General features: G+C 72.9%; 16 protein-coding genes. 4 read left to right on the top strand and 12 right to left on the bottom strand.

From position 1 onward, the window contains the following. Positions 1-323: 323 nt before the first annotated feature. The gene (gene nrdR, locus ACGFYQ_RS41115; protein WP_393752327.1) at positions 324-836 is read right to left on the bottom strand and encodes a transcriptional regulator NrdR; all 513 of its coding nucleotides are present in this window, start codon (positions 834-836) and stop codon (positions 324-326) included. A 469-nt stretch (positions 837-1,305) separates the two neighbouring features. Between nrdR and lexA the strand changes: the two genes are divergently transcribed. Beyond that, positions 1,306-2,097 carry a transcriptional repressor LexA gene (gene lexA, locus ACGFYQ_RS41120; protein ID WP_215016496.1) on the top strand — a complete coding sequence of 264 codons (792 nt, stop codon included), beginning with the start codon at positions 1,306-1,308 and terminating at the stop codon, positions 2,095-2,097. 114 nt (positions 2,098-2,211) lie between these two features. Here lexA and ACGFYQ_RS41125 read toward each other — a convergent pair whose 3' ends face one another. The 5 genes from ACGFYQ_RS41125 to ACGFYQ_RS41145 form a co-directional block, all read right to left on the bottom strand. Beyond that, positions 2,212-4,182 carry an ATP-dependent DNA helicase gene (locus ACGFYQ_RS41125; protein WP_393752329.1) on the bottom strand — a complete coding sequence of 657 codons (1,971 nt, stop codon included), beginning with the start codon at positions 4,180-4,182 and terminating at the stop codon, positions 2,212-2,214. A gap of 52 nt (positions 4,183-4,234) precedes the next feature. Next, complete coding sequence (locus ACGFYQ_RS41130) at positions 4,235-6,091, bottom strand: IucA/IucC family protein (RefSeq protein WP_393752331.1); 1,857 nt, start codon at positions 6,089-6,091, stop codon at positions 4,235-4,237. A 98-nt stretch (positions 6,092-6,189) separates the two neighbouring features. Beyond that, positions 6,190-6,891: a GNAT family N-acetyltransferase gene (locus ACGFYQ_RS41135; protein ID WP_393752333.1), complete on the bottom strand. Its 702-nt coding sequence runs from the start codon at positions 6,889-6,891 to the stop codon at positions 6,190-6,192. Between the two features lie 31 nt (positions 6,892-6,922). Next, positions 6,923-8,839: an IucA/IucC family protein gene (locus ACGFYQ_RS41140; protein ID WP_393752349.1), complete on the bottom strand. Its 1,917-nt coding sequence runs from the start codon at positions 8,837-8,839 to the stop codon at positions 6,923-6,925. A gap of 1,188 nt (positions 8,840-10,027) precedes the next feature. Beyond that, on the bottom strand, positions 10,028-11,422 hold the full coding sequence (locus ACGFYQ_RS41145; RefSeq protein ID WP_393752351.1) for a diaminobutyrate--2-oxoglutarate transaminase family protein: 1,395 nt from the start codon (positions 11,420-11,422) through the stop codon (positions 10,028-10,030). Positions 11,423-11,765: 343 nt separating this feature from the next. Between ACGFYQ_RS41145 and ACGFYQ_RS41150 the strand changes: the two genes are divergently transcribed. Further along, a complete protein-coding gene (locus ACGFYQ_RS41150; RefSeq protein WP_393752335.1) occupies positions 11,766-12,935 on the top strand; it encodes a trypsin-like serine peptidase in 1,170 nt (389 codons plus the stop codon). A gap of 111 nt (positions 12,936-13,046) precedes the next feature. Here the strand turns inward: ACGFYQ_RS41150 and hflX are convergent, their stop codons facing one another. From hflX to miaA, 6 genes are all read right to left on the bottom strand, one after another. Further along, complete coding sequence (hflX, locus tag ACGFYQ_RS41155) at positions 13,047-14,552, bottom strand: GTPase HflX (protein WP_393752337.1); 1,506 nt, start codon at positions 14,550-14,552, stop codon at positions 13,047-13,049. 135 nt (positions 14,553-14,687) lie between these two features. Then, the gene (locus ACGFYQ_RS41160; protein ID WP_393752353.1) at positions 14,688-16,148 is read right to left on the bottom strand and encodes a M1 family metallopeptidase; all 1,461 of its coding nucleotides are present in this window, start codon (positions 16,146-16,148) and stop codon (positions 14,688-14,690) included. Positions 16,149-16,235: 87 nt separating this feature from the next. After that, positions 16,236-18,314: a RelA/SpoT family protein gene (locus ACGFYQ_RS41165; RefSeq protein ID WP_393752339.1), complete on the bottom strand. Its 2,079-nt coding sequence runs from the start codon at positions 18,312-18,314 to the stop codon at positions 16,236-16,238. 140 nt (positions 18,315-18,454) lie between these two features. Further along, positions 18,455-19,330, bottom strand: coding sequence for a diaminopimelate epimerase (gene dapF / locus ACGFYQ_RS41170; protein WP_393752341.1), 876 nt, complete (start codon positions 19,328-19,330; stop codon positions 18,455-18,457). A gap of 91 nt (positions 19,331-19,421) precedes the next feature. Then, positions 19,422-19,973: a hypothetical protein gene (locus ACGFYQ_RS41175; protein ID WP_393752355.1), complete on the bottom strand. Its 552-nt coding sequence runs from the start codon at positions 19,971-19,973 to the stop codon at positions 19,422-19,424. A 132-nt stretch (positions 19,974-20,105) separates the two neighbouring features. Then, positions 20,106-21,044: a tRNA (adenosine(37)-N6)-dimethylallyltransferase MiaA gene (gene miaA / locus ACGFYQ_RS41180; RefSeq protein WP_393752343.1), complete on the bottom strand. Its 939-nt coding sequence runs from the start codon at positions 21,042-21,044 to the stop codon at positions 20,106-20,108. Between the two features lie 184 nt (positions 21,045-21,228). Here miaA and ACGFYQ_RS41185 point away from each other — a divergent pair, with 184 nt between their 5' ends. Both ACGFYQ_RS41185 and ACGFYQ_RS41190 read left to right on the top strand, forming a co-directional pair. Then, complete coding sequence (locus ACGFYQ_RS41185) at positions 21,229-21,444, top strand: gliding motility protein (RefSeq protein ID WP_393752345.1); 216 nt, start codon at positions 21,229-21,231, stop codon at positions 21,442-21,444. A gap of 23 nt (positions 21,445-21,467) precedes the next feature. Continuing rightward, entirely contained in the window at positions 21,468-21,713 is a 246-nt protein-coding gene (locus ACGFYQ_RS41190) for an antitoxin (RefSeq protein ID WP_393752347.1), read from the top strand. The last annotated feature ends 167 nt before the right edge of the window (positions 21,714-21,880 follow it).

Genomic DNA, 21,880 nt, shown 5'->3' on the forward strand with positions numbered 1-21,880 from the left:
AAGTTCACCGAGCCGTCACGCCAGTTGGTCATGACGACGTCACGGCGCTCCCAGCTCACCTCGTCGTACGGGTGCACGCCGGGGGTGGTGTGGATGCGCTCGATACGCAGGCCGCCCTTGGCGGCCTTGGTCCCCTTGGCGCGGGAACCACGTGCCGAGCTGCTCGCCGTCTCTGTCATGCCAGGCCTCCCATATGCGGGCAAAAACGCCCTAAAGTGCCAGCGTTATTCCGCGGCACGGTGCTGTGTCTCTGTATCTACGTCTCTTCGCCTGGCTCACCGGTCACGCCGCGGTGCGATCGCACCGCGGCGCGGGCCGTCCGGTCAGTCGGCGGCGGAGGCGGGCACGGGGACCGATGCGGTCCCACTGGCCTCGCACTCATCAGGGTGAGGCCGCCGCTCGCGCAGTTCCGCGATGGCGGTCTCGAAGTCTTCAAGGGTGTCGAACGCTTTGTAGACGGATGCGAAGCGCAGGTAGGCGACCAGGTCGAGTTCCTGCAACGGGCCGAGTATGGCCAGACCCACGTCGTGGGTGGTCAGCTCGGCGCTCCCGGTGGCGCGCACCGCCTCCTCGACCCGCTGGCCGAGCTTGGCGAGGGCGTCCTCGGTGACCGGCCGCCCCTGGCACGCCTTGCGCACGCCGGAGATGACCTTGGTACGGCTGAAGGGTTCGGTCACCCCGCTGCGCTTGATCACCATCAGTGAGGCCGTCTCCACCGTCGTGAAGCGACGGGAGCAGTCGGGGCACTGACGGCGCCGGCGGATCGACGTGCCGTCGTCCGTGGTGCGGCTGTCGACGACGCGGCTGTCGGGGTGCCTGCAGAAGGGGCAGTGCATGGTTCCCTCACCCTCCCTCTTGGCACGACAGAATCACCCCACAAGGCCCCTGAACGGCAGAGACAGGCTCTGTCCGGGGGCTCGTGAAGCAGCCACCAGCATATGCGATCCCGGGACCCTCAACAGACCGAGGACCACAACTTCTGGGCGGCAGCGCTCATCCAACCACTAGATCTTGGGTTGTGGTGGATTTCCTTGGCTCCGCGTGTCGCGACGTCCGATAGCCGGATACGAGGCCTCGCGGTGCCACACTGGAGCCAGGCCCGGAAGGCGGCGACCCGACCGGGAAGGGTACCGTAAGCGGCGGATGCCGGGCCGAACCCGCGTTCGGCCAACCGATCGTCCATACACCCCTCGATGTACCCACGCGGGACGATCTGCGATTTTTCACTCGAACGTGTGTTTGGCGCAACCTTTCGAAAGCAACTACCGTTGTCCAGCTAGGGAGAACATTTCGAGAGGGGCCGACGTGACCACCACCGCAGACAGTGCCACCATCACTGCCCAGAACCGCTCCCAGAGCCGACTTGAGCCGGTGCATGCCATGAACGACGCAAACCTGAACCCGGAGGCGGAGCCCGTACGCCCCGCACGCTCGCTGCCAGGTCGACCTCCAGGCATCCGCGCCGACAGCTCCGGGCTCACGGACCGGCAGCGGAGGGTCATCGAGGTCATTCGCGACTCGGTGCAGCGGCGGGGTTACCCGCCGTCGATGCGGGAGATCGGCCAGGCGGTCGGCCTGTCCAGCACCTCCTCGGTCGCGCACCAGCTGATGGCCCTGGAACGGAAGGGCTTCCTGCGCCGCGACCCGCACCGCCCCCGGGCGTACGAGGTACGGGGCTCCGACCAGCCCAGCTCGCAGCCCACGGACACCACCGGCAAGCCCGCCGCCTCCTACGTTCCCCTGGTCGGCCGGATCGCGGCCGGCGGCCCGATCCTCGCCGAGGAGTCGGTCGAGGACGTGTTCCCGCTCCCCCGCCAGCTCGTCGGCGACGGCGAGCTCTTCGTCCTCAAGGTCGTCGGCGACTCGATGATCGAGGCCGCCATCTGTGACGGTGACTGGGTCACGGTCCGCCGCCAGCCCGTCGCGGAGAACGGCGACATCGTCGCCGCCATGCTGGACGGCGAGGCCACCGTCAAGCGGTTCAAGCGCGAGGACGGCCACGTGTGGCTGCTCCCGCACAACTCCGCCTACCAGCCGATCCCCGGCGACGAGGCGACCATCCTCGGCAAGGTCGTCGCGGTACTGCGGCGGGTCTGACCCCGCCGCCTCCATCCAGCCCCCGGGACCCACTGCGCCGGTTCCGGGGGTTGTTCCATGCCCCGAGGCTCTGAGGTCCCAAGGCTCTGTGGCCCGAGACGTGCCGGCCGAGACCTACTTGCCGTCGGCCTGCGCGGAGGCGTCGATGGCGGCCAGGGAGCGGCGTGCCTGGTTGCGGTCCGTGGTGTACCAGAAGTCCGGCAGCGTGGCTCGCAGGAAGCTCCCGTACCGCGCCGTGGCCAGCCGGGGGTCCAGCACCGCGACCACACCCCGGTCCCCCATGGCCCGTACGAGACGGCCCGCGCCCTGGGCCATCAGCAGCGCGGCATGCGTGGCCGCGACGGCCATGAAGCCGTTGCCGCCGTGCTCCTCCACCGACTTCTGCCGGGCGCTCATCAGCGGGTCGTCGGGGCGCGGGAACGGAATCCTGTCCATGACCACCAGCTGGCAGCTGGGCCCGGGCACGTCCACGCCCTGCCAGAGCGACAGCGTCCCGAACAGGCAGGTCTTCGGGTCGGCCGCGAAGGCCTTGATCAGCTCGCCGAGCGTCTCCTCGCCCTGGAGCAGGATCGGGTTGTCGAGCCGGCCGCGCAGTTCCTCGGCGGCCGCCTTGGCGCCGCGCATGGAGGAGAAGAGCCCGAGGGTACGGCCGCCGGCCGCCTCGATCAGCTCGGCGAGTTCGTCCATCATGTCGCCGCGGGTGCCCTCGCGGCCCGGCGTTGCCAGGTGCTTGGCGACGTAGAGGATGCCCTGCTTCGGGTAGTCGAAGGGCGAGCCGACATCCAGGCCCTTCCAGAGCGGCACGTCGTCCCCCTCGACGCCCTCGGGAGACAGGCCCAGGGAGGCGGCGACCCCGTTGAAGTCGCCGCCGAGCTTGAGGGTGGCCGAGGTCAGGACCACGGAGCGGTCCTCGAAGAGCTTCTCGCGCAGCAGGCCCGAGACCGACAGAGGGGCGACCCGGAGGGTGGCGCCGAATCGGTCGTGGCGCTCGTACCAGACGACGTCGTACTCGGAACCGTTGGTGATCCGCTCCGCCACTCCGTGGACGCTCTCCACCGCGGCCAGGGCCTGCTTGCGGACGGCATCCTCGTCGTGGACGGACTTGTCGCGTGTCGACCCGATCGCGGAGATCACATTGCGCGCGGCGTCCCGCAAGGCCATGAGGGCGTATCCGAGGTCCTCGGGGATCTCCTCCAGCCGGCCGGGGAGCGCCAGCTCCATGACCCGCTCGAAGGACTCCGAGGCGGTCTGCAGGGAGTCGGCGGTCTTTTCGTCGACCAGCTTCGCCGCACGCTTCACGGCCCGGTTGACCTGCCCCGGGGTGAGCTCGCCGGTGGCGACTCCGGTCACCCGGGAGACCAGCTCATGGGCCTCGTCCACGATCAGCACCTCGTGCTGCGGCAGCACCGGGGCGCCCTCGATCGCGTCGATGGCGAGCAGGGCGTGATTGGTGACGACCACGTCCGCGAGCTTGGCCCGCTCGCGCGCGGCCTCGGCGAAGCACTCGGCGCCGTACGCGCACTTCGTCGCGCCCAGGCATTCGCGGGAGGAGACGGAGATCTGCGACCAGGCCTTGTCCGAGACGCCCGGAGTCAGGTCGTCGCGGTCGCCGGTCTCCGTCTCGTCCGCCCAGTCGCGCAGGCGCAGCAGGTCCTTGCCGAGCTTGCTGGTGGGGGTGGCCGCCTCGAACTGGTCGAAGAGGCCCTCCTCCTCGTCCTGCGGCGCACCCTCGTGCAGGCGGTGCAGGCACAGATAGTTGGAGCGGCCCTTGAGCATGGCGAACTGCGGCCGGCGGCGCAGCTGCGGATGCAGTGCCTCCACCGTCCGGGGCAGGTCGCGCTCGACCAGCTGCCGCTGGAGGGCGAGGGTCGCGGTGGCCACGACCACTCGCTCACCGTGCGCGAGCGCCGGCACCAGGTAGCCGAGGGACTTGCCGGTGCCGGTGCCGGCCTGGATGAGCCGGTGGGAGTTGTCGTCGATGGCTTCGGCGACGGCTTCGGCCATGGCCACCTGGCCGGGGCGCTCCGTGCCGCCGACGGCGGAGACGGCGGCGTGCAGCAGATCGGGGAGGGAGGGCTTCGTCATAGCACTGCCAACCCTACGGGGCTCCACCGACAGTGACCGCACCGGCGAGGGTTCACGGCCGGTACAGGGGGTTGGGCACGGTGCCGTGCTGAACGGCGTGCGGGCGTGTGGAACGGTCGCGGTAGCCGTCCTCGTAGAGCCGGTTCCGGTTCAGGCAGAGCCGCCCGATGCGTTCGCCGAGCAGGTCGAAGAGCTCGTAGCGGTCCTTGAGCTCCGGGAAGCGGGCCTGGTGGCGGAGGATCTCCGCCCGTACGAGGGACCAGAACTCGCTCTCCGGGACGGCGAGGCGGTCCTCGCACAGGACGGAGAGGTAGCGGAAGACGCCGACGAAGAGCCCGGAGTGGATGAACTGCGGCAGGAAGTCGGCGGGCTCCGCGAGCAGGACCGCCCGGACCTCGTCGGGCAGGGAGTCCAGCTCGGGCAGCGGTTCGGAGCTGATGTTGATGTCGTCCACGAAGTCCTTGACCGCGAGACGGACCGGGACCTCGTGTTCGTCGAAGATCACGATGGCGTTCTCGCCGTGCGGGGAGAAGACGGTGCCGTAGCGGTAGAGGAAGTGCAGGAGCGGGGGCAGCACGGCGGCGAAGAGGCGCTGAAGCCAGGCGGCGGGGGTGAGGCCGGACCGGGCGACGAGTTCGGCGGTGAAGGACCGGCCGCGCGGGTCGGTGTGGAGCAGGGAGGCGAGCGTACGGGCGCGCTCGCCGGGTGCCAGGCGGCTGGTCAGGGGCTCGCGCCAGATCGCGCCGAGGAGTTCCTTGTACTGGTACGGGACCTCGGGGAGCTCGTCGTAGACGGCATGCCGGACGGTGACGGAGGCGACCTCGCCGAGCAGGACGACCCGGCATTCGTCGCGGAGGAAGGGGTCGGCGTCGCGCAGGGAGTGGATCCAGGCGGTGACGGCGGGGGCGGCGAGGGCGAGGTCGCTGGGCAGGCCGCGCCAGACCATGGTGTTGAAGACGGAGAGCGGGAGCTTGACGCTGTGCCGGTCGGGGCGGGTGAGGTTGAGGAAGGTGCGGATGGACTGCTGGGGCAGGCGCACGTCGGGATCGGCGGGGAGCGGGACGAGGGCCCCGGAGGCGAGGGCCGGGGCGAAGAGGGGGAGGACGACCTCGTCCCACTGCCAGGGGTGGACGGGCAGGTAGAGGTAACGGAGCGGGTCCAGGCCGCGGTCGCGCAGGGCCTGGTCGAAGGCGGAGCGGGTGACGGGGTCGAGCTCGGCGGAGTAGAGGCGGGCGGGATCCTCCAGGCCGGCGGTGCCGCGGTACGTCGCGAGCGAGGTGTGGGCGGCGAGCCAGGGCAGCCGCTGACGGGTGCGGGCCTCGGGGGCCCAGGCGGCGGTGTCGGAGGCGGAGAGACCGATGCGGCCCTTGTTGAGGACGAGCCAGGGGTGCCCGGTCTGATGGCCTTCGAGGGCAGCGTAGTCGAGGTCGGCGAGGACGTCGGCCGTGAGCGCGGTGTGGTCGATCCGGGCGTCGGCGCAGAGGGTGGCGCTGAGTTCGCGGACGAGGTGGCCGAGGGTGGCACCGTCGAGGCCGAGGAGGGTGCGGGAACGGACGAGGAAGGCGTACGGGTCCCCGAAGGCGGCCGGCGGCTGCGGGAAGGACGGGGGCGGGGTGAGGGAGATCGTGTCCGGGGTGACGTGCCAGCTGCCGTACGAGCGGCGGCGGGCCCGGAAGCCGAGGCTGCTGCCGTCGTCCAGGGTCAGGGTCCACGCGTCACCGGCGGCGGCCGGGGCGGGGACGGGCCTGATGATCTCCTCGTAGGCGAACTCGGCGAGCATCTTGGCGAGCAGTCGCCGGGCGGCGCCGTCCCAGGTCGCGCGGGTGAGCTCGGGGGGTGTGCAGGGGTGCTGGGGCGACGGGGGCACGGAAGGTTCGGCGGAGTCGGGGGCAGCGGGAAAATTCGGCACGGGACTCCTCGGAGATCGGGAACTGCGCTTCGTCACGCAGAGTTATCAAAGGGAGAGGTGCGAAGCGGCGACGACGGTCAGGGCGTGCGGGGCGGCAGTCAGAGGAGATTGCGCAGCGCCCGCTCCCGGATCATCAGGGCGGCACGCTTCTCGGGAAGGTCGATTTCCGTGTAGCAGCGGAATCCGGAGCTCAAGAAGGCTGATACGGAGGGGGTGTTGCGGATGTCCGGTTCCGCGATCACGCGTGTGCAGCGGGGGCGGTTGTCGAGCACCAGGCCGGCGACGGCGCGCAGCAGAGTGGTGCCCAGGCCCCGGCAGCGGTTCGTGCCGTCTCCGATGAGCAGGTGGATACCCGTGTCGTGGGGGCGCGCCGGGTAGTGGCGGGAGAGCGGGTCGAGATCGGCCCGGTAGATCTCCCAGTAGCTCATCGGTGTGCCGTCGAGGAGGCCGAGGCAGGGGATGCTCCGGCCGTCCCCGTTGAGCTGGGCCCGCAAGTGGGCCGCGGTGACTGCGGCGGGGCCGGCGAGCTCCCAGTAGGCGGCCACCTCGGGATCGTTCATCCAGCCGGTGAGGAGCTCCAGGTCCCGGCCGAGTCGTACGGGTTCGAGGCGGAAGGCTCCGGCGGGGGTGTCGGTGGTGCCCCAGGTCGCCGGGGAGTCGAGGAGGTCGACTTCGGCGAGGAGGGGCAACAGCCCGGCGGTGAGGCGCAGTTCGACAGTGTCGTCGAGGGCGCGGCCCGCGCCGATGCCGTCGGTGGCGGGGCCGGCTGAATCGGCCGGGGCGGCGTCTGTGGTGGGCATGGGGGCTCTTCCCCGCGTCGGTGCCGACGCGTCAATCGTGGAGGGGGTTGGTGATGGTGACGTAGACGGACTGGGTGTCGACGGGTCCGACGAGTTCGTCGAGGCCGCCCAGACGGGTGAGCAGGTTCGCCTTGCAGCGCAGGGTGGGCGAGTCGAGCAGCCTCGCCGGGAGCGGGCCGAGGCCTGAGGCCTTGCCGAGGAATCGGCGGAAGGCGGCGAGGAGCACGCGTTCGTCGGCGAGCCGCTGGGATCCGAAGGCGCCGATGAGGCCCAGCACGTTGTTGATGCCTAGGTAGTAGGCGAAGCGTTCGTCGGTGACGGCGTCGGAGACGAAGGTGTCGCTGAGGCTGCCGATTCCGGGGAGCCGGTGCTCCAGTTCCGCGCGGTGGGACTCGCGGAAGTAGTAGCCCTGGTTGTCGCGGTAGCGGCCGCCGACCGGCCAGCCGGCCGGGTCGAGGAGGACCAGGGTGTTCTGCTGGTGCGCTTCGAGGGCGATGCCGGCGAGCGTGTCGAAGGCGAGGACCGGCAGGACCACGTGATCGAGGTAGCGCAGGAACCACTCGGCTGCGACCGCGGAGGTGGTGCGTCCGGTGGCGGCGGCGAGAGTGGAGACGATCTCGGCGAGCCTGGAGTTCATGGTGGTCCGGCCGGGCCATGGGCGGGGCGCGGTGAGCGCGGCGACGCAGACGGCGTCGTCGCCGGAGCGGAAGGGGTTGTGGCGCAGCAGGCAGTCGAGTCCGGGGACGGGGGTGCCGTCCGGGGAGTCGACGGCGACCCAGGCGGGGTCGCGCACGATGTCGAAGCCGGGGTGGGCCGCCTGCCACTGCTCGGCGAGGCCGGTGCGCAGCAGCCGGTGCACTTCGACACCGCGGTGGAGCTCCTTGCGGAGGTTCTCGCGGCGGGAGTTGGTGATGCGCAGGCCCAGGGAGAGCTTGAGCATCGCGGGCGCGCCGGGGCGGTGGACGGTGCGGACGGAGGAGGTGGGGTACCAGTGGGCGCCGTAGGGGCCCAGGTCGTGCAGGAGTCCCGCGTCGCGGAGGGCGGCGACGGCGGGGCGCTGGAGCAGGTCGCGGGCCTGCCAGGGGTGAAGGGGAAGGGGGGTGGCGCCGTCGGGGAGCGGGAGTCCCGGGGCCAGGCGGCCGAGAAGAGCGGCGGCGGAGACGGGGCGGCCGCGCTCGGTCCAGGCGGATGCGGTGGCGAGGGCGGAGGGTGCGACGGCGAACCAGTGCAGGGGGAAGGAGCCGTGGAGTTCGGGTGAGTAGCGGCGCACTTCGGTCCCGGAGAGCCCTTCGCGGCTCTTCGGGTCCGGCTGGAGGGGGTGACCGAGGAGGAGGGACTGCTCGGCGGTCAGGAAGCGGTCCACACCGATGCGGGAGGGGGCGGCGGGGCGTTCGCGCCGGTCGGCGATGAACTCGGCCGTGCGGCGGACCGAGTCGGCGACGCGGCCGACGAGGTCGGCGCTGCCACGGGAGCAACCTGCGGCCGTGGCTGTGGCCGTGGGCATGCCTGTGCCCTCGCGGGCGATCAGCGCGGCCAGGGTAACGGCGTCCAAGGCCGGGGCGTTGGCGGGGGCGGCCGCCAGCCGGGCGGGGCCGAAGCGGTGCCATCCCGTGGGGGACCAGTACCGGACGGGGACGAGCAGGGCCGTGCCGGAGGCGGGGAGGGGGATGCGCAGCGGGGTTCCGGCCAGGCCGTCGGGTCGGCGCAGTCCCGCTTCGCGGACCCAGCAGCGGAGGAGGTTCTCCACTGCCGCTCCTTCGGCGGCGACGGCAGGGTCCGGGTGGTCCAGGAGGTCGGGCAGCGCTGTCGGCTCCGCCCCGGGGTGACCTGCCCAGCCGCCGGGCCGGGGTCTGGGCGTGCCGTCCTTCTGGCGCGGCACGGTGGCCGCCGCCTCGATCCCGGTCGCGGGGGGCTGCGGGTGCGGCGCCCCGGCGGCGGGGGCCGGGATGCCGGGGCGGGGCTCGGCATCCGGGGCGCGGTCGCCGGGGGCGTCGTACCGTCCGGCGGCCCCGGGCGGCGGTACCGGTGCCTGCCCGAGCCCGGTGGTCCGCGCGGAGCCGGGACGGGGCTCGGCGGACGGGGTTCGGTCAGCAGGGCCGCGGTCGGCGGGGTCGTCGTTCCGTCCGGCGGCCCCGGGCGGCGGTACGGGTACCTGCCCGGGCCCGGTGGTCCGAGGGGGGCCGACGGGAGTCGGCGGTGCCGGGGGCGCGGGCGGAGCGAGGGGCAGAAGCCCGGCGGCGGGGTCGGGAGACGCCGCGGGGGCTGGGCGCTGCCACCGGGTATCGGCAGGGCCGGCGGACTCCGCGGCGCCTCGGTCGGGCGTCGCGGGCGACCCGGAGGGCGGCTGGCCGCCGGGGGTGGGAGCACCCGCGGGGGCCGGGCCCTGCCACCGGGTATCGGCAGGGCCGGCGGACTCCGCGGCGCCTCGGTCGGGCGTCGCGGGTGACCCGGAGACGGGCTGCGCACCGGAGGCGGGAGCACCCGCGGATGCCGGGCGCTGCCACTGGGACCCTGCGGGACCGGGGGCCTCCGGCGCGCCTCGGTCGGGCGTCGCGGGTGACCCGGAGGCCGGCTGGGCGCCGGGGGTGGGGGAAGCCGCGGGGGCCGGGCCCTGCCACTGGGACGCGGCAGGGCCGGCGGCCTCCGGCGCGCCTCGGTCGGGCGTCGCGGGTGACCCGGAGGCCGGCTGGGCGCCGGGGGCGGGAGAAGCCGCGGGGGCCGGGCCCTGCCACCGGGACCCTGCGGGACCGGGGGCCTCCGGCGCGCCTCGGTCGGGCGTCGCGGGTGACCCGGAGGCCGACTGGGCGCCGGGGGTGGGGGAACCCGCGGGGGCCGGGCCCTGCTGCTGGGTCACGGCGGGGACGGGGGTCTCGGCGGCGTCTCGCGCGGGCGTCGGGTGTGGGCCGGGGGGCACCGGGGCGACTCGTTCGGGCTCCGGGTGTGGGCCTGGGGCCTCTGGGGTGGCCGGCTCGGGCGTCGGGGGTGAGTCGGGGGCCGGGTGGGCGCTGGGGGTGGGTGTCTGCTGGTGTGCGGGGGCGGGGCCCGCGGCCATGGGGGCCGGGGATTCGGGGAGGGGCCCGCGGTGGGGCGGGGTGGACTGGTGCGGATCGGGCATCGCGGGTCCTTGGGGTCCGGGTCAGTAGGGCCGTCGGGCGGCGGCCGGGATGGCGTCGGCCAGGCGGTCGAGGACCGCCACGGCCTGCTCGTCGGTCAGGGTCAGTGGGGGGAGCAGGCGGACGACGGCGTTGTGGCGGCCACCGAGTTCGACGATCAGGCCGCGGTCCAGGCACTCCTGGCGGACGGCTGCGGCCAGGGCCGGCGCGGCGGCCCCGGAGTCGGGGTCGACGAGTTCGACGCCGATCATCAGGCCGCGGCCCCGGACGTCGCCGACACACGGCTGGGCGGAGGCCAGGCCGCGCAGGGCCGTCAGCATGCGCTCGCCCAGGGCGGCGGCCCGCTCGGCGAGCCGGTTCTCGCGGACGAAGGCGAGCGTGGCGGTGCCGGCGGCCATGGCGAGCTGGTTGCCGCGGAAGGTGCCCGCGTGGGCGCCGGGGGTCCACACGTCCAGGCCCGCCCGGTACACGATCACCGCGAGCGGCAGGCTGCCACCGATCGCCTTGGACAGGACCATCACGTCCGGCACCACCCCGGCGTGGTCGACCCCCCAGAAGGCACCGGTGCGGCCGACCCCCGTCTGCACCTCGTCCGAGATCATCGGGATCCCCCGCGCCTCGGTGATCTCCCGCATCCGGCGCAGCCAGGCGTCCGGGGCCGGGAGGACCCCACCTTCGCCCTGTACGGGTTCGACGATCAGGCCGGCGGGGGCGGGCACCCCGCCCTTGGGGTCGTCGAGGAGGTTCTCAGCCCAGCGGGCGCCGAGTTCGGCACCCTCGGGGCCGCCGACCCCGAACGGGCAGCGGTGGTCCTGCGGGTACGGGAGCCGGGTCACCCGTACGTCCGGGGCGCCGCCCGAGGCGTCGAGGGCCCCGGCGGTCATCCCGTGGTAGGCCCCGGTGAAGGTGAGCAGCCCGGAGCGCCCGGTCGCGGTGCGGACCAGCTTCAGGGCGGCCTCCACGGCGTCCGTGCCGGCCGGTCCGCAGAACTGGATGCGGGCGTCGGCGGCCAGTTGCGGCGGCAGGTTGGCGAACAGCTCGGTGGTGAAGGCGTCCTTGACCGGGGTCGCGAGGTCCAGCACGTGCAGCGGGGCGCCGGAGTCGAGGACCCCGCGGATGGCTTCGAGCACGACCGGGTGGTTGTGCCCGAGGGCGAGGGTGCCGGCTCCGGAGAGGCAGTCGAGGTAGCGCCGCCCGTCGGCGCCTTCGATCGTCAGACCGCGGGCCCGTACCGGGACGATGGGCAGCGAGCGGGCGTATGTCCGGGCGGCGGACTCCCGCTGCGCCTGCCGGCGCAGGATGCCGTCCGGGAAGAGGGACCGGCCTGGTCCGCCAACTCCCCCGGGCGCGCAGGGTCCTGGGAGCCGGCTCCCCTGCTGCGGCACCTGCGGTGTGATCTCCGGCGCGACCTCCGGCATGGGCTCCGGCATGAGCTCCGGCGTGCTCTGCGGCGTGCTCTGCGGCGTGTTCTGCGCAGCGGCCTCGGCCGCGGCCGGCTCGGTCAAAGCCACGAGTGTCGTCCTCCCGCACGGATTGCTCTTCCGGATTGCGCCTCGAACACGAACGCTGCCCGCCCATCCCCCGTACGTACCAACGACGGTGACGGCGACGGATCACGGGTGGACCCAAGATCCTTGCCCGGTAAGGCCCGTCGAGGCGGGAGACCCGGGGAACCACGCCCCGGGCTGTGCCGTCCCTCACCACGGCGGCATAGTGGGGTGCTGCACTCCACGCCTCGAAACCACCAGGGGGACGAACGACATGCGACCGAACCGACCGGTCACCGCGATCCTGTGCGCGGCCGCGCTCGCGCTGACCGCCGCGGCCTGCGGCCCCGGCGACGGGGAGGCCGGCGGCGACGCCAAGCCGACCGTGGCGGCGAGCCTTCCGGGCGCGGACGGGATCAAGATCCCGGACCAGCTCAAGGACAAGCTCAAGGAGCACGGCATCGACCTGGAGAAGTGGAAGGGGGGTGCGTGGAAGAACTGGAAGAAGGAGGACTGGCTCCGCGAGGCGGGCGACTACGTCAACCCGATCATCGAGGGCCTGTGGGACCCGGACCGCATGCGTGACGCCGAGCAGCCGAAGCAGCCTGCCGTCGACCCGGACGCGGGCAAGGACCAGGGCGTCACGGACCCGACGCCCGCGCCGGTGACGGCCAAGGCGGCGAACGCGCCCTACCACCAGAGCGTTCCGCAGGCGGGCAAGGTCTTCTTCGACGGCCCCGAGGGCTCGATGGTCTGCTCGGCGACCGTGGTCAAGGACCCGGCCCACCCCGGCAAGTCCAACCTGGTCTGGACGGCGGGCCACTGCGTGCACGCGGGCAAGTCCGGCGGCTGGTACCGCAACATCGCCTTCGTCCCGTCCTACAACAACGCGGGCAAGCCGCAGGCGCAGCTCAAGGGCGCGCCCCGCGAGCAGGTGGCCCCGTACGGCGTCTGGTGGAGCGACTGGGCGCAGACCTCCGACCAGTGGATCGCGAACGGCGGTCCGACGGGCGGCGCGGGTGCCCCGTACGACTTCGCGGTCCTGCACGTGACTCCGGAGCAGGGCAGCGGCAAGTCTCTGGAGGAGACGGTCGGTTCGGCGCTCCCGGTGGAGTTCAACGCCCCGGCGGTGCCGAAGGTCGCGAGCATCACGGCCACCGGCTACCCGGCGGCGGCTCCGTTCGACGGCCAGAAGGCCTACCAGTGCGCGGACAAGCCGGGCCGGCTGTCGCTGACGGCGAACGACCCGGTGATGTACCGCATCGGCTGCACGATGACCGGCGGTTCCTCCGGCGGCGGCTGGGTCGCGCCGGCCGCGGACGGCAAGCCGGCGCTGGTGTCGAACACCTCGATCGGCCCGGCCAAGGCGGGCTGGCTGGCCGGACCCCGCCTGGGTCCGGAGGCGCAAGGCATCTTCACCGCGGTGAGCGGCAAGTTCAAGTAGTCCCGGAACGACGGAGAACGGCTGAGGCCCCCTGCACCGCAGGGGGCCTCAGCCGTTCTCACACGTACGTCGGCACGTCAGCACGTCAGCGCATCAGCGCGTCAGCACGCGTCACCGCTTCGCGAGCGCGTACGGTGCCAGGTCCGCCGCCAGCTCCTGGTGGACCCGCGCCTTGAGCAGGGTGCCCTCCGGGGTGTGCTCCTCGGAGATCACGTCGCCCTCGGCGTGTGCCTTGGCGACCAGCGAGCCGAGGGTGTACGGCACCAGGGCCTCCACCTCGACCTCGGGCCGCGGCAGCTCGGTGTCGATGAGCGCGAGGAGTTCCTCGATGCCCATGCCCGTGCGCGCCGAGACGGCGATGGAGTGCCGCTCGATGCGCAGCAGCCGCTGCAGGACCAGCGGGTCCGCCGCGTCCGCCTTGTTGATCACGACGATCTCGGGCACGTTCACCGCGCCGACCTCGCGGATCACCTCGCGCACCGCCGCCAGCTGCTCCTCCGGCGCCGGGTGCGAGCCGTCCACGATGTGCAGGATGAGGTCGGAGTCGCCGACCTCCTCCATCGTGGAGCGGAACGCCTCGACGAGGTGGTGGGGCAGGTGCCGGACGAAGCCGACCGTGTCGGCCAGGGTGTAGACCCGGCCGCTCGGCGTCTCGGCCCGGCGCACGGTCGGGTCGAGGGTGGCGAACAGCGCGTTCTCCACCAGCACGCCCGCGCCCGTGAGGCGGTTGAGCAGCGAGGACTTGCCGGCATTGGTGTAGCCGGCGATGGCGACCGAGGGCACCTTGTTGCGGCGCCGCTCCTGCCGCTTGATGTCGCGGCCGGTCTTCATGTCCGCGATCTCCCGGCGCATCTTCGCCATCTTCTCGCGGATCCGTCGCCGGTCGGTCTCGATCTTGGTCTCACCGGGGCCTCGGGTGGCCATGCCGCCACCGCCGCCGCCACCCATCTGACGGGACAGCGACGCACCCCAGCCACGCAGGCGCGGCAGCATGTACTGCATCTGCGCGAGAGCGACCTGCGCCTTGCCCTCTCGGGACTTGGCGTGCTGGGCGAAGATGTCCAGGATGAGGGCGGTCCGGTCGACCACCTTCACCTTGACGACGTCTTCCAGGGCGATGAGCTGGCCGGGGCTGAGCTCGCCGTCGCAGACGACGGTGTCGGCGCCGCTCTCCATGACGATGTCGCGCAGCTCCCGCGCCTTGCCCGAGCCGATGAAGGTGGCCGGGTCCGGCTTGTCACGGCGCTGGATCACGCCGTCGAGTACGAGGGCACCCGCCGTCTCGGCGAGCGCGGCGAGCTCCGCGAGGGAGTTCTCCGCGTCGTTCACCGTGCCGGAGGTCCAGACACCGACGAGCACGACGCGCTCCAGGCGGAGCTGCCGGTACTCGACCTCGGTGACGTCTTCGAGCTCGGTGGAGAGGCCGGCCACGCGGCGCAGGGCCGCGCGCTCGGAGCGTTCGAACTGCTCGCCGTCCCGGTCTCCGTCGACCTCGTGGCTCCAGGCGACGTCCTCTTCCATCAGGGCATCGGCCCGAAGGCTCTCGGTGAAGCTCGGCGAGTCCGGCACGTCCCGTGCGTCCCGCGCGTCCTGGGAAGGGGAAGAAGAGGAGGTCATTGGATCCTTACGTCGATTCGAATAGCACTGCTGGAACACTGCTGGAACTGTCACGTCCAACGTGTCACACCGCCCGGGGATTCCCCGAACGGACCTGTCGATGGTGACATGCCCGTTCCCCGCCGGTCACACCCTTTATTTGACGGGTGCGGCCCCGCTGGGCGCGGCCCCGCTCCACTCCGGGTGTCCGGGCATGGCCGGGGTCGTCTGCCCGTACAGCCACGGCTCCAGGAAGGCCGTCAGGTCCCGGCCCGCCTCCTCGGAGGCCAGGCGTACGAAGTCGTCCGTGCCCGCGACGCCGTCCCGGTGCTCCGCCACCCAGCGCCGCTCGACCCGGTCGAAGGCGTTCGTGCCGATCTCCTCGCGCAGCGCGTAGAGGATCAGCGCCGCCCCGTCGTAGACCACGGGCCGGAACAGCCCGATCTTCTGGCCGGGGGCGGCGGCCTTCGGAGCCGCCGGTGGGCCGCCCGCCGCCCGCCACTGGTCGGAGCGCTGGTACGCCTCGCGCATGCGCCGCTCCAGGGAGTACTTGCCGAGCCCGTCCGCGTACAGCGCCTCGTACCAGGTCGCGTGTCCCTCGTTGAGCCACAGGTCGGACCAGGTCCGCGGGGCGACGCTGTCGCCGAACCACTGGTGGGCGAGCTCGTGGACCATCACGGCCTCCACGTACCACTCGGGGTAGCCCTCGCCCGAGAACAGGCCGTGCTCGAAGAGCGACAGGGTCTGCGTCTCCAGCTCGAAGCCGGTGGTGGCCCGGGCGATCAGCACCCCGTAGTTCTCGAAGGGGTAGCGGCCGACCCGCTCCTCCATCCACGCGATGTGCCCCGCGGTCTTCTTCAGCCAGGGGTCGAGCTTCTGCCGGTCCTGGGCGGGCACCACGTGGCGCAGCGGCAGCCCGTGCGGTCCGGTGCCGTGGACGACGGCGGAGCGGCCGACGGAGACCTGGGCCAGCTCGGTGGCCATCGGGTGCCGGGTGCGGTACGTCCACGTCGTGGAGGGGCCCATGCGGAAGGCGGGGACGTGCGGCAGTCCGTTGGCGACGACCGTGAGCCCCTCCGGGGCGGTGACCCGGAAGGTGAAGAAGGCCTTGTCGGCGGGGTGGTCGTTGCAGGGGAAGACGCGGTGGGCGGCGTCCGCCTGGTTGGCCATGGCCAGGCCGTCCTCGGTGGGCACCCAGCCGCCGTCGCCGCGCCCGCGCGGGTCGCTGGTGTGCCGGACCGTGATGTGCAGCGGCACATCGCGCGGGACGGGGCGCGCGGGGGTGAGCACGAGGTCCTCCCCCACGCTCTCGAACCGCGCCGGCTCGCCGTTGACCTCGGCGGACGCCACCTTTCCGTGGGTGAAGTCCAGGTTGATCCGGTCCAGTGGCTGCAGGGCGCGGGCGTCGATCACGGTGACCGCGTCGAGGGGGGTGCGGTTGTCCTTGTAGGTGAAGGACAGGTCGTACGAGAGCACGTCGTACCCGGGGTTCCCGAGCTCCGGGAACAGCCGGTCGCCGATGCCCAGCGCCGTCGGCGGGGGCAGCACGGCGGCGACGAGGGTGAGGGAGGCCGCGGCGAGCAGGGCGGCGCGCAGGCGCGGGGAGGTGAGCTGCATCCACCACCGCTTACCAGCGCCCGCCGCGCTGCCGCGCACGGCGCGCGACGAGTCCACCCGAACGGGACCTTCCGGCGTCGACCCGGCCTACGCGCGGCTGACGTCGTACACGCCCGGCACGTCCCGCATGGCCCGCATCAGGGCGGGCAGCCCGGCCGCGTCGGGCAGCTGGAGGGTGTAGGTGTGCCGGACCCGCTGTTCGACCGGCGGTTCCACGGTCGCGGAGACGACCTCGACCCCCTCGCGGGCGATGGCCTCGGTCAGGTCGGCGAGCAGATGGGGGCGGCCGAACGATTCGGCTACCAGCGTGACCCGGCAGTCCGCCGTGGCCCGCCAGTGCACGGCGACGGAGGTACGCCCGACCGCGCGCATCTGGGCGACCGCGGCGCAGTGGATCCGGTGCACGGTGACGGCCCCGCCGCGGACCACGAACCCGGCGACCGCGTCCGGCGGCACCGGCGTGCAGCATCCGGCGAGCCGCACGGGGGCGTCCGGCAGGTCGGCGACGGCGTTGGCCCCGCCGCCCCGGGCCCCGACCACCGACAGCGGCGCCCGCGCGGCCGAGGTGGTGGCCATCGCCCGGTCGGGATGGGCGTCGAGCCAGCGGCTGATGGCGATCCGGGCGGCCGGGGTCCGCGCGTGGTCCAGCCACTCGGCGGCGGGCCCGGAGGAGGCGTCCTGCGCGAGGAGCAGCTGCACGGTGTCCCCGTCGGACAGCGGGGAGGAGAGGGAGGTGAGGCGCCCGTTGACCCGGGCGCCGATACAGCCGTGGGCCGCCTCGCCGTGCTGCGCGTAGGCGGCGTCGATACAGCTGGCCCCGGCCGGCAGGCCCAGCGTCCCGCCGTCGGCCCGGAAGACCGTGATCTCCCGGTCCTGGGCGAGCTCGGCGCGCAGGACGCTCCAGAAGGTGTCGGGGTCGGGCGCGGACTCCTGCCAGTCGAGCAGCCGGGACAGCCAGCCGGGCCGCGTCGGGTCGACCCGCTCCTCGTCGCATTCGGCGGCGTCCGCCGTCGCGGTGGTGTACGGATTGCCGAGCGCGACGACGCCCGCCTCCGCGACGCGGTGCATCTGCCGGGTCCGCACGATGACTTCGGCGACGTAGCCCTCGGGCGTGGCGACGGCGGTGTGCAGCGACTGGTAGAGGTTGAACTTGGGGGCGGCGACGAAGTCCTTGAACTCCGAGACGACCGGGGTGAAGCAGGTGTGCAGTTCTCCCAGGACCCCGTAGCAGTCGGCGTTCTCGCCGACGAGGACGAGGATGCGGCCGAAGTCGGAGCCGCGCAGTTCGCCGCGTTTGAGGGCGATCCGGTGCACGGAGACGAAGTGCCGCGGCCGTACCTGTACTTGGGCGGAGATGCCGGCCTCGCGCAGGACGGCGCGTACGGAGTCGGCGATGGCCGGGAGCGGGTCGCGTTCCCCCGCGTGGGCCGCGATGAGGGAGCGGGTGTGCTCGTACTCCTCGGGATGCAGGATCGCGAAGACGAGGTCTTCCAGCTCGGTCTTGAGGGCCTGGACGCCGAGCCGTTCGGCGAGCGGGATGAGCACGTCGCGCGTGACCTTGGCGATGCGGACCTGTTTCTCGGGGCGCATCACGCCGAGGGTGCGCATGTTGTGCAGCCGGTCGGCGAGTTTGATGGACATCACGCGGACGTCGTTGCCGGTCGCGACGAGCATCTTGCGGAAGGTCTCGGGCTCGGCGGCGGCGCCGTAGTCGATCTTCTCCACCTTGGTGACGCCGTCGACGATGAAGCAGACCTCGTCGCCGAACTCCTCGCGGACCTGATCGAGGGTCACTTCCGTGTCCTCGACGGTGTCGTGGAGGAGTGAGGCCGTCAAGGTGGTGGTTTCGGCGCCGAGTTCGGCGAGGATCAGAGTGACGGCGAGCGGATGTGTGATGTACGGCTCACCACTTTTTCGCATCTGACCGCGGTGGGAGGTCTCCGCGAGGACGTACGCGCGCCGCAGAACGGACAGATCGGCGTCCGGATGGTGGGCGCGGTGCGCCTCGGCCACGTGGCCGATGGCGTCCGGGAGGCGGTCGCGGGACGTGGGCCCCAGCAGGGCCGCACGCCCGAGCCGGCGCAGATCGAGCCTGGTCCGCCCCCGTCTGCGGAGCTCAGGGCGCGCTTCGGGGTGTGCTTCGGGGTTCGTGGCCTCTGCACTCATGGGCACCTCCGGCGGCTTCGACCGGCGGTGGCGGGCATGGGGTGAGCCCTCAGGGCCGGTGCCTGATGTTACCGACCCCACCACGTGGCGCAGTCCACCTCTCGCTGAGCGTGAAACGGATCACCCATTAGAGGGAAGCTTCAGGCGAAAGCCGTTTCGGTGAGCCAGGCCGCTTCGAACTCTCCCGAGGCCACGATCACGGCCGGCCCGGTCATGTCGATCCGCCCGTCGGGGTGCTCGGTGATGACCAGGGTTCCGCCGGGGAGGTCGACGGTGTACGTGACGGGTTCGCCGGTGGCGGCCGGGTCCGCGCCGTCGCGGCGGATGGCGGCCACGGCCACGGCGCAGGCGCCGGTGCCGCAGGAGCGGGTCTCGCCGGAGCCGCGCTCGTGGACGCGCATGGCGACGTGCCGGGGGCCGCGGTCGACGACGAACTCGACGTTGACACCGGTCGGGTAGGCGGACGCCGGGCTGAACGGCGGGGCGGTGTACAGGTTCCCGGCGTCGTCGAGGCTGTCGACGAAGGCCACGGCGTGCGGGTTGCCCATGTTCACGTTGCGCGCGGGCCAGGACTTGGCGCCGACGCTGACGGTGACCTCGCCCTCGGGGAACGCGGCGCGGCCCATGGAGACGGTGACGTCGCCGCTCTTGTCGAGGTGGACCCGCTTGACGCCGCCGCGGGTGGCGATCGCGAGGTCGCCGGGCTCGACGTGGCCCGCGTGCTGGAGGTAGCGGGCGAAGACGCGTACGCCGTTGCCGCACATCTCGGCGATGGAGCCGTCGCTGTTGCGGTAGTCCATGAACCACTCCGCCTCGCCGGCCAGGTGCGCGGCGTCGGGGTGCGCGGCGGACCGGACGACGTGCAGGACGCCGTCCGCGCCGATCCCGGCCCGGCGGTCGCACAGCTTCGCCACGGCCGACGCGGGCAGCTCCAGGGAGTTGTCCGGGTCCGGGACGATCACGAAGTCGTTCTCGGTGCCGTGGCCCTTGAGGAAGGGGAGGGTGGTCTGCGTCACCCGCCCATGGTACCGAGCCGCAGTTCAGAGGTGCCGCGCAGGCCCGCGGCGGGCGGTCCGGGGGCGGCGCGTCCCCGGGGTCCGGGGGCGGTCAGCGCAGCCGGGCGACGCGGTACACGGCGAGGGATACGACGGCCAGCACGACCAGCGCGTACAGCACGGCCATGCGCCAGTCGGGGCGACGCCCGCTCCCCCGGGCCGGGAGCCCGGGCCAGGTGTAGCCCACTCGGCGGGCGGCCATCATCCCCCAGCCGCCGGCGCAGCAGCTGATGAGGAAGCCGAGCATGGCGACCACGGCTCCGCCGTCTCCGAACTCGAAGGCGAGCGGGAAGGCGAACATCAGCGAGCCGGCGGCGGCGAGCATCGCGATGGGGGCGATCTGCCACAGGCGCAGGCGGTTCTGCGGACGCAGTTCGACCTCGAACTCGGGTCCGGCGGCGGCCCCGGCCTCCGCGGAGTCCGGTGCGTCCGGGCCGTCCGGGGTCAGCCGCGCGGGGTCGGCGGGCAGCCCGAGCCCGGCGGGGCCGTCGGGCTCCGCGGACCCGTCCGCCCGGTCGCGGGACCCGTCCGTCCGATCGAGAAGCTTCGGGTCCGCTTCCCGCCGGGTGTCGTCCCGCCCGGTGTCACGAGGGCCGGCCTCCATCGCCACGCGCCCTCCCCACTCGGACTCAGTACGCCGCAATTCACTGCCGGTGACCACACCCGCAGGAGTTTGATGATGGCACGCCGCCGGGCCCTCGACGGGCGCCCGGGGCGTCCCGATGCCATCACGTGATCAGGCTGTGACCGCTCGTTCGACCAACGTCTGCGCGAGCCCGGGAAGTTCCCCTCGGTCGGCGGCGGCGCCGCTGAGCCAGTGCACGCGGGGGTCGCGGCGGAACCACGAGTCCTGCCGCCGGGCGAACCGCTTGGTGGCCCGGACCGTCTCCGCCCTGGCCTCGTCCTCGGTGCACTCCCCGGCGAGCGCGGCGAGCACCTGCTGGTAGCCGAGCGCCCTGGAGGCGGTGATTCCGTCCCGCAGTCCGCGGGCCTCCAGCTCGCGGACCTCGTCGACCAGCCCGTCCTCCCACATGCGGTCCACGCGCAGCGCGATCCGCTCGTCGAGCTCGGGCCGGGCCACGTCGACGCCGATCTGCACGGTGTCGTAGACGGACTCGTGGCCGGGCAGGTTGGCCGTGAAGGGGCGGCCGGTGATCTCGATGACCTCCAGTGCGCGGACGATCCGGCGGCCGTTGCTGGGCAGGATCGCCTGGGCGGCGGCCGGGTCGACGGCGGCGAGGCGGGCGTGGAGGGCGCCGGGGCCGCGCAGGGTGGCTTCCTCCTCCAGCCGGGCGCGGACCTCGGGGTCGGTGCCGGGGAACTCCATGGCGTCCAGGGCGCCCCGTACGTACAGGCCGGATCCGCCGACGAGCACGGGCGTGCGGCCCTCGGCTAGGAGTTTGTCGATCTCGATGCGGGCCAGGCGCTGGTACTCGGCGACGTTGGCGGTCTCGGTGACGTCCCAGATGTCGAGGAGGTGGTGCGGGACACCGCCGCGTTCCCCGGTCGTCAGTTTGGCGGTGCCGATGTCCATCCCCCGGTACAGCTGCATGGAGTCGGCGTTGACGACTTCGCCGTCGAAGTGGCGGGCCAGGGCGACGCCCAGATCGGACTTTCCGGCCGCGGTGGGACCGACGACGGCGATGACCCGCGGGGCGGGGGCTGCTTTCCTCACTGCCCCAGTCTCGCAGCCCCCAGTCAAGACACGGCCATGTACCCGATCGAGCTACGTGACGGGGTGGGGGCGGGGTCGTTGCCCTGGCGAGGTTCCGGTCCGGCGTATGCCCGCATACGCCCGGCGGAGGCCGGTCCGGCCAAGGCGGAACTTCACTCACACGAGTAGCGTTATGGGAGTAGACATGGGCGTTTTTGATCGGTTTTTTCGTCGCAAGGACGAGGTTGCGGCCGAGGAGGTCGCGGCGGAGGCCCTGACGGCGGAGTCCGGTGCGGCCGAAGAGGCCGAGGCCGAGCCCGCTGTTGCGGAGGCTCCGGCGGCGGAGGCCGTGGAGATTCCGAAGCAGCAGTCGGCCGAGGTGGCCGCGGACAGCGAGGCCGGTGAGGGCGCCCGCACGTAGCGACCGCCAATGGAAGGTGACCCATGGGCCTGCTGGACAATCTGAGGGCCAAGCTCGCTCCGGCGAAGGACAAGGTCGGAGACCTCGCTCAGAAGAACGAGGGCAGGATCACCGAGGGTCTGGACAAGGTGGCCAAGGCCGTGGACTCCAAGACCCACGGCAAGTACAGCGACCGGATCACGAGCGGGACGGGCAAGGCGAAGGACGCCCTGGGCAAGATCGCGCACAAGGACACCCCCGGCGGGCCGACGCCGCCGGCCGCTTCCTGACGCGGTACCGGAAAGGGGGGGGGGGGGGGGGGGGGGGGGGGGGGGGGGGCGGCCGGGGGGGGGGGGGGGGGGGGGGGACGGCCGGGAGCTGGGAGTCGGCGTGCCGGCGGCGGGCCAGAGCCACTTGCAGGACGAAGGCCTCGTCCCACTTCAGGCGCTGGCGGGCG

It is taken from the genome of Streptomyces sp. NPDC048258, from assembly GCF_043201995.1.
Taxonomy (GTDB): domain Bacteria; phylum Actinomycetota; class Actinomycetes; order Streptomycetales; family Streptomycetaceae; genus Streptomyces.